16 protein-coding genes and 2 pseudogenes are annotated in these 9,391 nt (G+C 55.7%); 14 read left to right on the top strand and 4 right to left on the bottom strand.

The genetic code is table 11. The annotated features are described in order from the left end of the window. Window positions 1–101: 101 nt before the first annotated feature. Window positions 102–458, top strand: a complete 357-nt coding sequence (locus AC1RQ9_RS15490; protein ID WP_485987681.1) for a hypothetical protein — start codon at window positions 102–104, stop codon at window positions 456–458. 122 nt (window positions 459–580) lie between these two features. Here AC1RQ9_RS15490 and AC1RQ9_RS15485 read toward each other — a convergent pair. The 3 genes and pseudogenes from AC1RQ9_RS15485 to AC1RQ9_RS15475 all read right to left on the bottom strand — a co-directional run. Further along, window positions 581–1,072 (bottom strand): annotated as a pseudogene (locus AC1RQ9_RS15485) (transposase); the annotation flags it as partial. Then, window positions 1,066–1,602 (bottom strand): annotated as a pseudogene (locus AC1RQ9_RS15480) (IS630 family transposase); the annotation flags it as partial. The pseudogenes AC1RQ9_RS15480 and AC1RQ9_RS15485, both read right to left, overlap by 7 nt. Window positions 1,603–1,909: 307 nt before the next feature. Continuing rightward, the gene (locus tag AC1RQ9_RS15475) at window positions 1,910–2,146 is read right to left on the bottom strand and encodes a hypothetical protein (RefSeq protein ID WP_485987680.1); all 237 of its coding nucleotides are present in this window, start codon (window positions 2,144–2,146) and stop codon (window positions 1,910–1,912) included. Window positions 2,147–2,502: 356 nt separating this feature from the next. Here AC1RQ9_RS15475 and AC1RQ9_RS15470 point away from each other — a divergent pair, with 356 nt between their 5' ends. The 6 genes from AC1RQ9_RS15470 (at window position 2,503) to AC1RQ9_RS15445 (ending at window position 5,169) form a co-directional block, all read left to right on the top strand. Next, on the top strand, window positions 2,503–2,799 hold the full coding sequence (locus AC1RQ9_RS15470) for a WGR domain-containing protein (protein ID WP_485987679.1): 297 nt from the start codon (window positions 2,503–2,505) through the stop codon (window positions 2,797–2,799). Beyond that, window positions 2,796–3,431, top strand: a complete 636-nt coding sequence (locus tag AC1RQ9_RS15465) for a tyrosine-type recombinase/integrase (RefSeq protein WP_485987678.1) — start codon at window positions 2,796–2,798, stop codon at window positions 3,429–3,431. The genes AC1RQ9_RS15470 and AC1RQ9_RS15465 overlap by 4 nt, the downstream gene beginning before the upstream one ends. Before the next feature lie 45 nt (window positions 3,432–3,476). Then, a complete protein-coding gene (locus AC1RQ9_RS15460) occupies window positions 3,477–3,731 on the top strand; it encodes a ribbon-helix-helix domain-containing protein (RefSeq protein WP_010517099.1) in 255 nt (84 codons plus the stop codon). Between the two features lie 3 nt (window positions 3,732–3,734). Beyond that, the gene (locus tag AC1RQ9_RS15455) at window positions 3,735–3,923 is read left to right on the top strand and encodes a PIN domain-containing protein (protein ID WP_485987677.1); all 189 of its coding nucleotides are present in this window, start codon (window positions 3,735–3,737) and stop codon (window positions 3,921–3,923) included. A 301-nt stretch (window positions 3,924–4,224) separates the two neighbouring features. Beyond that, window positions 4,225–4,884, top strand: coding sequence for a ParA family partition ATPase (parA, locus tag AC1RQ9_RS15450; protein ID WP_010517102.1), 660 nt, complete (start codon window positions 4,225–4,227; stop codon window positions 4,882–4,884). 27 nt (window positions 4,885–4,911) lie between these two features. After that, on the top strand, window positions 4,912–5,169 hold the full coding sequence (locus tag AC1RQ9_RS15445) for a ribbon-helix-helix domain-containing protein (protein ID WP_081500038.1): 258 nt from the start codon (window positions 4,912–4,914) through the stop codon (window positions 5,167–5,169). A 40-nt stretch (window positions 5,170–5,209) separates the two neighbouring features. Here the strand turns inward: AC1RQ9_RS15445 and AC1RQ9_RS15440 are convergent, their stop codons facing one another. Further along, window positions 5,210–6,265, bottom strand: a complete 1,056-nt coding sequence (locus AC1RQ9_RS15440) for a replication initiator protein A (RefSeq protein ID WP_019092487.1) — start codon at window positions 6,263–6,265, stop codon at window positions 5,210–5,212. 800 nt (window positions 6,266–7,065) lie between these two features. Here AC1RQ9_RS15440 and AC1RQ9_RS15435 point away from each other — a divergent pair. The 7 genes from AC1RQ9_RS15435 to AC1RQ9_RS15405 all read left to right on the top strand — a co-directional run bounded on the left by AC1RQ9_RS15435 (window position 7,066) and on the right by AC1RQ9_RS15405 (window position 9,341). Beyond that, a complete protein-coding gene (locus AC1RQ9_RS15435) occupies window positions 7,066–7,245 on the top strand; it encodes a type II toxin-antitoxin system HicA family toxin (RefSeq protein ID WP_019087453.1) in 180 nt (59 codons plus the stop codon). Between the two features lie 10 nt (window positions 7,246–7,255). Continuing rightward, window positions 7,256–7,672, top strand: a complete 417-nt coding sequence (locus AC1RQ9_RS15430) for a type II toxin-antitoxin system HicB family antitoxin (RefSeq protein WP_010518062.1) — start codon at window positions 7,256–7,258, stop codon at window positions 7,670–7,672. Window positions 7,673–7,748: 76 nt separating this feature from the next. Beyond that, complete coding sequence (locus AC1RQ9_RS15425) at window positions 7,749–8,003, top strand: hypothetical protein (RefSeq protein ID WP_110532029.1); 255 nt, start codon at window positions 7,749–7,751, stop codon at window positions 8,001–8,003. A gap of 97 nt (window positions 8,004–8,100) precedes the next feature. Further along, window positions 8,101–8,358 carry a FitA-like ribbon-helix-helix domain-containing protein gene (locus AC1RQ9_RS15420; protein ID WP_019087450.1) on the top strand — a complete coding sequence of 86 codons (258 nt, stop codon included), beginning with the start codon at window positions 8,101–8,103 and terminating at the stop codon, window positions 8,356–8,358. Next, on the top strand, window positions 8,355–8,540 hold the full coding sequence (locus tag AC1RQ9_RS15415; RefSeq protein WP_485987672.1) for a PIN domain-containing protein: 186 nt from the start codon (window positions 8,355–8,357) through the stop codon (window positions 8,538–8,540). The genes AC1RQ9_RS15420 and AC1RQ9_RS15415 overlap by 4 nt, the downstream gene beginning before the upstream one ends. Window positions 8,541–8,602: 62 nt before the next feature. Then, a complete protein-coding gene (locus AC1RQ9_RS15410; protein ID WP_485987670.1) occupies window positions 8,603–8,920 on the top strand; it encodes a hypothetical protein in 318 nt (105 codons plus the stop codon). Further along, window positions 8,814–9,341: a helix-turn-helix domain-containing protein gene (locus AC1RQ9_RS15405; RefSeq protein ID WP_232276083.1), complete on the top strand. Its 528-nt coding sequence runs from the start codon at window positions 8,814–8,816 to the stop codon at window positions 9,339–9,341. The genes AC1RQ9_RS15410 and AC1RQ9_RS15405 overlap by 107 nt, the downstream gene beginning before the upstream one ends. Window positions 9,342–9,391: the final 50 nt, after the last annotated feature.

The raw sequence follows: 9,391 nt of genomic DNA, 5'->3' as shown, positions 1-9,391 counted from the left end.
CTCAGAGCGGCCGGATGCTTTCCAGCCCAATCTGGCTAGAAATTATCTTCAGAATATCCTACAATCTCGTTCTTCTGCGGACAGATAAAAAGACGTGATTTGTGAATATAGAAGATCTTGCTGAACAGGCATCTATTAAGGTGATTGAAGCGTTGACCATCTCCGGTGCGAAAGCTGGATGTGCTAAGCTCTGGACATGGCTGACGAGCAATATCTCTGAAACCGACTCTGTTACCTTAAAAGAGATTGAAAATAATCCTAAAAAAATATCTGCTAGAACAAAGGTAAAAGGAGTTGTTCAAGATATTCTCGACGAAAGTAGCGATCGTCAGAAAGAACTAATGAATATCCTTAAAGAAATTCAGTCTAGTGGATTTGAAGGCCAGACAGCGTATGCTGATCGTGGTGCTAAAATTGTACAGGCTTCAGGTGCTGGTCATAAGATCAAAATCAGCTAAATTCAGAGCTTATAATGTTGATTTTCACTGAGAACTGATGGTGTGGACAGGCTCCCTGTGGTCCTAGTGTCAATCGGCACTCAAAAATAGGTTCTTCCGCAAAGTGTGTGGTGATTTTTGCGCTATGAGATTGGAAGTATACGTGCCCTGAGGAGTTCGAAGCCTGCTCTCCCGAACATGGTGCGCTTTATCATCTTCAATCGACTGATCTGTCCCTCCACAGGGCTGGTGGTCCACGATGTCACAAGAGAAGCCCGAATGGCTGCGGCATCCCGTTCAAGGGCTGGAACCAGACGGGAGAGCAGGGTATCCCTTCCGGCTTCCAGTAAAAGCCTGAGGTTGTCTTTTGATTTCCTGCAGAGCAGATTTTGCATTTTCCTCACCCAGATGGTCGTTTTTTCCAGTTGGGGTTCTGCTGCAAGAAGTTCCCTGACAAACAGGGTCTGCTGATCGGCAAGTGTTCCAGGATCCGTCAACAGGAGGCGTGCCAGTTTCCGTCCGAGGGGAGGCACAGCATGGCGTCGGGAGCGCTGTTGTGGAGACGCAGCCTGCCGTGTCGTCAACCATTTCCGCACGATCCCATATTTTCCGGTAATACTACGGGCTATCACCTTTGACCTATATGAGCCCATTTTCTGAGGCCGATGGATCGGATGGTCTGTGGCAGGGCGGTGAGGTTGTTCCATGCGGTGCATGCGGCTTCGATGATGTGTTCGATGCCGCTGAACACGGTGTTGGACAGCCAGTTGGCGCGTAGGAACTGCCAGATATTCTCGACCGGGTTCAGTTCGGGAGCGCGGGACGGCAGGAAGATCAGGCTGACGTTGCGCGGCAGTCTGAGTTTGGGTGTCGTATGCCAGCCGGCACGATCGAGCAGGACGACGGCATGCGCTCCGCGTGCGACGCAGCGTGAGATTTCCTCGATATGCAGTTGCATGCTGGCCGTGCCGGTAAACGGCAACACCAGGCCTGCCGCCTTGCCGAGTGCGGGGCAGATGGCGCCGAACAGCCAGGCATTCTCATAGCGTTGATCGGCAGGCTGGCGTGGTCGGGTGCCACGCCGCGCCCATTGCCGGACCAGACCGTTTTTCTGCCCGATGCGGGCCTCGTCCTGCCACCAGAGTTCAATCCGCCTGCCTCTGGGCTGTTAACGCCCTCTTTGTAGGCATTGAAGCGTCGCCATGCGTTTCCCGACAGCGGACGTGGCTCATTGCTTGTACGCAATTGCCTCCTTCAATACCGAAGCGGCTCATATGACGGCGCTCGATGTCCTCGATGAGCGGCTTGGCCTTGGGACAGTCAGGATGTTGGCTGCGGGTTTCAATGCTCTCCCAACGGTTCACGACATCCTGGGAGGATATACTATCGGTGCAATTCTGGTAAAAATCTGCACCTTAAAAACTACGGCGCAAGAAAAGACTTCTTGCGCCGTGTCCAGGATTTCAGGGGCTTCAATGAACGACAGGACGGGAGTCGTCTTTGATGCGAGAGCGACCCACAGGACGAGGAGAGCGCGGCGGACTCTTCTCGGCGAACCCGAGTTCGCGTGCCATGTTTTCAGCCGTCTTCTTCATGACTTTTTCGATCAGTTGATCGAGATTACCAGCACGCTTGATACGTGCGTTCATAGCGGCCGCGCCGGTCAAACGCTTGCCTTTGTACAGTAGCGGATCGTAGTACGATGACATAACTTTTCTCCGTGTTAGCGCCCTCCTCGGGCTAAAATTAAAGTCGCTTGGTCTACCAATTGGCCAATTTGTCGGCAGTCCAAGCAACGAAAATCTGCAACATTTCTAGCCGCGCTTTCAACCAGAAACTGAACCGCTCCGGGATTGACTGCAGCGGCAATGACGTTCGCTTCCCCCAAAGTTGTCGGCTCTATTGGATTGAGAGTGATAACGTCTCAAGGGGCAGTAGACCCATGATATGATACACTATGGGTAATAGTGTAACAGGCCGGGCCTGAAACCGGCCGGCCTGCCCCGCGTCAGCGGCGGTTTTCCTGTCCGGGTCGGGAGAAGTGTGTTACACTTTTCAGGACATCATGCCCAGACCTGCCCCGAAGGCCCCTGTCCGGCCGCCTTGCCAGCTGTCGCTGTTTCCCGAAACGGCGGCGCTGGTGCGCGTGGACCCGGCCGCCAACTGCTGGCGATTCTACCATCTGTCGCTGCAGCCCGACCTGTTTGTCGGCACCGCCCTGGTGCGGCAGTGGGGGCGGATCGGGACGGCCGGCCGGCAGGTCTGCGAACTGCATCATGATGCCGGGCAGGCGCTCGACGCCCTCGCCCGCCAGCTCCGGGCCAAACGCCGGCGGGGCTACCGCGACAAGACGGCCGGATGAGCGGCACCTCAAAACCGGGACAGCGGGTGACCCCGGCAGGCGCCCCCGGCGGGATGCAGCTGTTCGACCGCGACGGGAGCCGCAAATACCTCACGGTTGCCGAGCGGGCGCGGTTCCTGCGCGCGGCCGAGCAGGCGCCGCGCGAGGCCCGCACGCTGTGCATGACCCTGGCCTGGTCGGGCTGCCGCCTGTCCGAGGCCCTCGCCCTCACGGCGGACCGGGTGGACCTGGCCGGCGGCGTGCTGGTGTTCGCCACGCTCAAGAAGCGCCAGGACGGGATCTATCGCGCCGTGCCGGTGCCCCCGTCCCTGCTCGAGGCCCTGGACCTAGTGCATGGCATCCGCGAGGCCCAGCGTCGGCGGGGCCGTGGATCGGCCGCCCGGCTGTGGCCCTGGTCCCGCATGACCGGCTGGCGGGCCGTGCATGCGGTCATGGCCGCCGCCGGCCTGTCCGGCCCGGCCGCGTCCCCCAAGGGCCTGCGCCATGCCTTCGGCGTCGCCGCCGTCTCCAGCGGCATCCCCCTCAACATGGTGCAGAAATGGCTCGGCCATGCCCAGCTCTCCACCACCGCCATCTACGCCGATGCCGTCGGCGCCGAGGAGCAGGATATCGCACGGAAAATGTGGGGGTAATGCATTTTGCGAAAGGGAAATCATAACAAGCGTATAAGCACCGACATGTCGACTGATATGGTCCGCTGGACGGTTTCGGTCTCCCGCGAAACCGATATCGCCGTACGTGGTTTCCTAGCGCAGCATGGCATGAAGAAAGGCGACCTGTCGCGCTTCATCGAGGAGGCGGTGCGCTGGCGTGTGTTCGACAGGACGATGGCGGAAGCCCGGAGTGGGTTCGCAGATATGGAGCCGGACGCGCTGGAGGACCTGATCGGTGAGGCCGTGACCGCCACGCTGGCAACAGACAAGTCCAGCTAAAGCGTGCGTCTGGCCACCAAGACCAATCTTCTCATCAGTGCCCTGCTTTTTGAAAAATCCCTGCCAGCGTATCTGCTCGGGCTATGGCAGGCAGGACAATGCGAGTTACTGACTGCGACCGAGCAGCTAGACGAACTGCGGCACGTGACCCGGTATCTCAAGATCCTCGCTCATCTGCCGCCTGCCCTCTGATCAATGAAGGTCGGGACTTGACAGCTCTCATTGCGGATCAGCCAGAACATTATTAGGCTATTGTATATAGAGCAAATATGATGTCAGCATGCTCTCATGCTCTCATGCTCTCATGCTCTCATGCTCTCATGCTCTCATGCTCTCATGTTAACACGATGACATTGAAATGAGTGCCAACACATCGGCTGGAGATATATGAAATGTTCGGTTCGATTAAATTATTCGTTTTTTGTGAGTTAGATATTGAGTTATCAAAATATCATGATAATGAGTTAATATGTTAACACGGAAACATGATGGCATGAAAACAATCGCGATCATTAGTCAGAAGGGGGGGGCTGGGAAGACGACGCTTGCCCTGCACCTGGCGACCAGTGCCAGTGCCGCTGGATACGTTTCTCTTATCCTCGATACAGACCCTCAAGCGACTGCAAGTTCATGGAAAGCGTGGCGAGGGGATGCCGACCCGGATGTGGTGGATTGTGCAGCCCACGCCTTGTTATCAAGAAAGCTGGAGCAAGCCTCTGAACTAGGCGCAGAGCTATCAATAATAGATACCCCGCCTCATGCCGATATTATGGCGCGTGAGGCGTGCCGTGTCGCTGACTTCTTATTGATTCCATGTAGACCACGCGCTTTCGATATGGATGCTGTCAGAACAACGGCAGAACTTGTGCGAGCCAGTGGCAAGCCTGCCTTTGTGATTTTTACTGCAGGGCCTCCTCGTGCGCCTCAAGTTTATAGAGAGGCGGCTGCGGTCGTGGCGCAGTTCGGCATCCCTGTTGCTCCTGTTGTCTTGTCAGAGCGTGCGATTTTTCATCATAGCGTTGGTTCCGGTCAGACTGCGCAGGAAGCGGAGCCGGAAAGCAAGGCTGCTGCTGATGTGGCACGGTTGTGGAATTGGGTGTGTGATCAAGTTAACATGCCATCACACAAACAAGATGATACAAAAACACGTTAGCAAATTTCTAAGTTAAGGACGTACAGCATGAGTCGGTTTGCTGGTCTCAAAAAGACGGTCGCGCCATCGGTTGTGGAACCGGAAGCGCAAGCAGTGGTAGAGAAAGCCCGCCCGCGCAATCCGAGAGAAGGTAAGCGGGCTGTGGTGGGATATTTTTCCCCAGCGGTTAGCAAGGGACTACATCAACTCGCCCTTGATACTGATACAACTATTCAGGGTTTGATTGGGGAAGCCATTGATGACCTGATGCGTAAGCACGGGCGCCATCCTTTTGGAGAGCGCTGACCCCTATTTCACGTAGAAGTATGCTTGTATATTTGCACAATCAGGGTTGACCGCGCTTAGCAAACCACGTCTCGCAGAACTTGATGAAATGCCGCTCGGGATTCTTCGGGGCGATCTCGTTATCACCCAGCCACATACGCCATTCTCTTTCGAGATGGTGTACATCCCAACCTGGTGCGACGTTCCGAGCATCCCCGTAAATATCAGGATCGAGCGCGCCCATCCAAGCCTCTGCTGCGGGCTCGGCAGCTTTCATCGTGCCGCGATTGATAAATGTTACCATGTCTTTCTGGAGATCGAATTCGACACGGTAATCTGGCAGATGATCGCTCGCTGCGAGATTTTTTATCATCTGTCGGAATAGCTTTTCTGGGCTTTGAGAGCCTGATTTTTTCAACAGAATCTCAAGAGAGACTTTCCATGCTGTTTGCTGACCGCAATGCTTGCGGGCTAGTTCATAAACGCGTCGTTCCAACGGTTTGCGTAGCCGGAAATAATCACGGTGTAGTGTCAGAACATCATTGCTCTTGATTGCGTTAAAGACCCAATCCGACAGCTTGATTTCGCAATGCAACAGGCGGCCGTCGAGGCCGAGTTTACGGCGGATGGATGAAGCGTCGATCAGGCCAAAACCGTCCACCTGTTCTTCGTCGCCTGTGACAATGTTGGTGCGGATACGGGTTCCCTCAAGGCGGTCGAGGGCTTCGATGAGGGCCTTATAGTCTTTACCTGCCGTACCGCGATTGGTGAAGATAAGTAAGTCACGGCTGCTGATCCGCACCCGTTGCGATACCTTCTCCCCGGCTTTTAGCTTCGCCATGATCTGTGAAATGCAGTAGATCAAAATATCCTTGTCGTAGATTGTAGCAAGACCCTTCACGCTTGGCGTGATTTCCAGCCATTGCCCATTATGCTCATAGCGGCGAATGGAAGTCTCAGGTTTTTTGGACAAGGAATAGAACGGATGCTCCATTTGGGGCATCACATCCTTAAGTACCGCATCTGCCACGTCGCAGATGAACAGGTCATGCTGAGGATGACGCTCCGGTAAAAGAGCCTCATAAACAACTGGCTGATTCGGGGTTTCAGATACCATAACTTACGTTCGGGGTTTCAGATACCCGTGTCAAGTGATTCGGGGTTTTAAATACCGGAAGCAAGATTCGGGGTTTCAGATACCAAGATTCGGGGTTTTAAATACCAAGATTCGGGGTTTTAAATACCAAAACAGCGGAATTATGATAATTTATCTTTTTAAATCATCTGCTTATGGACCCATTGGAATCCCTTAACACAGAATCTAACACATATTTAACACCGTCTTTGGTTTTTCATCCTGTGGATAATTTCTCAAATCCTAAAAATTCCAAATTCAAATTTGATCACCGCCTCTTGGGGGCTCTGCCCCCGCCGGCTCGCGGCCTACGGCCGCCCCGATCGCGCTTCGCGCGATCTCCCACCCGGCATCCCCCTGCTCGCCCTTTCCGGGCTGCGCTAAACGGACACGCCTTCGGCGTGAAAATATCATATGACAATGCAATAAACGCATCCTCCCCGCCTGCGTCGGCACCTTCGGCGCCCTACGGGGCTCCCGCTCCGCGCTCGCCCGACACCTGCAACGCCAGAAAAACCGGGCAAGACCGCAATCTGCTCAAGACACAACGGAGTTCAAACGGTCATTCAGCGACTCACATGTTGCAGCATGCCCACCAGGCGCTACAGGATGACCATACAGGCGTTACCGAACGTGGTGACTAGTGGGGTAGGCCATAGAGGGAATTACGCTCTGTACGGCCTCCCAGAGTGCTCTACGGGCATTGCAGGGAATTGACGGCCTGGTCACATCCTTTTACCTGCCTTCTTGAACAGGGGGCAGGCCATGCGTATGATGTGTAAATGAAGAGTGCCGATCTGATCCGGGAGCTGGAAAAAGCAGGCTGGAAGCTGGATCGCGTGCGCGGTTCACACAACGTCTTCAAACATCCATCGCGACCAGGGATCGTGGTCGTCCCTCATCCCAAAAAGGATCTGGGCACCGGTCTGGTTGCCGCCATCCGCAAACAGGCGGGTCTCTAGGAGGATCATCATGCGCTATCCGGTTGTTATCGAACGGGGCAGCGAGACAACGGCATTTGGCGTTGTCTTTCCTGACCTCCCCGGCTGCTTTTCGGCAGGCGACACGCTCGATGAAGCCATTTCCAATGCGGAAGAGGCCGCTGCGGCATGGATCGACGCCACGCTGGATGCCGGAGAGGCTGTGCCTTCTCCCAGCACGCTCGACGCCATCCAGAACAACCCGGATTATGAGGGCTGGACAGTGGGCTTTGTCACCATTGATCCGGCCGTCCTCGATGACCGGGTGGAACGGGCGAACATCTCCCTTCCCCGCCGCGTTCTGGAGCGGCTGGATGCGCTTGCCAGATCATCCCATGAGAGCCGTTCCGGCATGATCGCGGCCATGACCCTGCAGGCAAGGCTTAAGCCGGTGGTCAGGAGCAAATGAACAACCAGAACAGGGGAGATCGGGCGATGTAGGTACGCCCGGAAATCACTCCGTGCGTCATGGAGGGGAAGCTCCCATGTCTCGCACCTATCATCACAGCCGTAGACACGGCCGGAACCATCGCTGGGCCAACCGGCCGGATCGCTGTGGCTATGGAGGCTCACGTGATGCCTCTGAATCTCCAAACTGGTACAGCCATCTGCACGATATCCGCCCTGGCCGTCATCATGACAGGCATATTGCCCACCTGATCATCAAGGGCGATCTCGATCCTCTCGAGGCGGTCTTTCCGTATACCGGAACCCGACGCCCCCACGAATATTACTGGTAATCTTCAGCGCGGGATTTCGTCTCTTCCCTCAAATACCCTAACCTGACCTGATGATTGAAGAACGCGCAGTCAATGACTGCAATGCTGTCATTGCCTAATGGAGGTTCCCGTGGCCGTCATGACCATCCGCAATCTCGATGACAGTCTCAAGCACAGGCTTCGTCTGCGCGCAGCACAGCATGGGCGTTCCATGGAGGAAGAGGTGCGCGATATCCTGCGCTCGACTCTTTCCGCTGAAGTGTCGCAGGGGGTGGATGCCGGTCAGGCCATCCACCAGCGTTTTGCCAGGCTGGGCGGGGTAGACCTGCCTGCCGTGTCCCGTGAGGCCATCAGGGATGTGGATTTCGGAGTGTGATCGTTCTCGACACCAACATCCTCTCCGAACTGATGCGCTCCGGGCCTGACGGGGCGGTGCTGGCCTGGATGTCCCGTCAGTCCATGATGACCATCTTCATTACGACCATGACCCAGGCCAATATCCTGTATGGGCTGGCGCTGCTGCCGGAAGGACGACGGCGGGATCTGCTTGAATTATAGGTTCATTGAACCTATAATTTAGCATGAGGCCACGGTGGACAGTCGAAGACCTGTCATTCGAAATGGACGATGACCAGAGCAGTGATCCGATCGCAACCCTGGTTATTCAGGCTCCTGGTGTCGTTCTGATGGTCATGGCTGAATTCAGTATCGATCGATCCCAAGGATTCATGAAGCTGGCCAAGACTCACATCCACGGTGCAACAGCCAATGGGGTCGGGTTCGCCAATCTGAAAACGATCGCACAGGCCGTTCTGGAAGGAATGGATCTCGATGAAATCATCATTGAAGGCGGAATTCGCACGACTGGGGCCTGTCCGGGCCATATCCCGCGTCCGTTCCGGTTCACGCGCCAGATTCGCCCTGACCCTGACGCGTGAGGGATGGCCTGATCTCAATTCCATTGCCGTCACGATGGCGCTGTCCAGGCGTGGCCTGACGATGCTGGCCGCCAAGAAGACGGTGGAAGACCTCATCAGGCAATCCTCGGAACAGGCGGAAGGGCATGCAATCGTTCTGCTGCCCATGACTGACACGATCGAGGCGGTTATCTCCGACCTTGCAAAGGCCGGGATCAGGGCGATCCATGTCGATCACAAGGCCGATGTGGATGTGGCCCTGATTCGTCGGCGTCTGAAGCTCAGTCGCCGACAGTTCGCGCTCTGGTATGGTCTGGAAGAGGAAACCATCAAAGGATGGGAAAGCGGGGAACGTACGCCAGATACCGCTGCAAAAAGTTATCTGCGGGCCATTTCCAATCGGCCGGAAGCCGTGCGTGAAGCCTACGCCCATACGGAGTAAATTTCGACAGGTCCGGCTTGTTCTGGATCCTCAGGTCCCATTTCTCCCGA

The organism is Komagataeibacter ossonobensis, assembly GCF_057359305.1.
The sequence above is the reverse complement of the archived record's forward strand: the minus strand, read 5'-3'. Positions and strand labels throughout refer to the sequence as shown.

Coding starts and splice junctions, on each gene's coding strand:
- AC1RQ9_RS15440 (WP_019092487.1), bottom strand. CDS start 6,265: ATGGTATCTGAAACCCCGAATCAGCCAGTTGTTTATGAGGCTCTTTTA.
- AC1RQ9_RS15420 (WP_019087450.1), top strand. CDS start 8,101: ATGGAGGTTCCCGTGGCCGTCATGACCATCCGCAATCTCGATGACAGT.
- AC1RQ9_RS15405 (WP_232276083.1), top strand. CDS start 8,814: ATGAAATCATCATTGAAGGCGGAATTCGCACGACTGGGGCCTGTCCGG.
- AC1RQ9_RS15465 (WP_485987678.1), top strand. CDS start 2,796: ATGAGCGGCACCTCAAAACCGGGACAGCGGGTGACCCCGGCAGGCGCC.
- AC1RQ9_RS15445 (WP_081500038.1), top strand. CDS start 4,912: ATGAGTCGGTTTGCTGGTCTCAAAAAGACGGTCGCGCCATCGGTTGTG.
- AC1RQ9_RS15470 (WP_485987679.1), top strand. CDS start 2,503: ATGCCCAGACCTGCCCCGAAGGCCCCTGTCCGGCCGCCTTGCCAGCTG.
- AC1RQ9_RS15425 (WP_110532029.1), top strand. CDS start 7,749: ATGTCTCGCACCTATCATCACAGCCGTAGACACGGCCGGAACCATCGC.
- AC1RQ9_RS15475 (WP_485987680.1), bottom strand. CDS start 2,146: ATGTCATCGTACTACGATCCGCTACTGTACAAAGGCAAGCGTTTGACC.
- AC1RQ9_RS15430 (WP_010518062.1), top strand. CDS start 7,256: ATGCGCTATCCGGTTGTTATCGAACGGGGCAGCGAGACAACGGCATTT.
- AC1RQ9_RS15435 (WP_019087453.1), top strand. CDS start 7,066: ATGAAGAGTGCCGATCTGATCCGGGAGCTGGAAAAAGCAGGCTGGAAG.
- AC1RQ9_RS15410 (WP_485987670.1), top strand. CDS start 8,603: ATGGACGATGACCAGAGCAGTGATCCGATCGCAACCCTGGTTATTCAG.
- AC1RQ9_RS15460 (WP_010517099.1), top strand. CDS start 3,477: ATGTCGACTGATATGGTCCGCTGGACGGTTTCGGTCTCCCGCGAAACC.
- parA (WP_010517102.1), top strand. CDS start 4,225: ATGAAAACAATCGCGATCATTAGTCAGAAGGGGGGGGCTGGGAAGACG.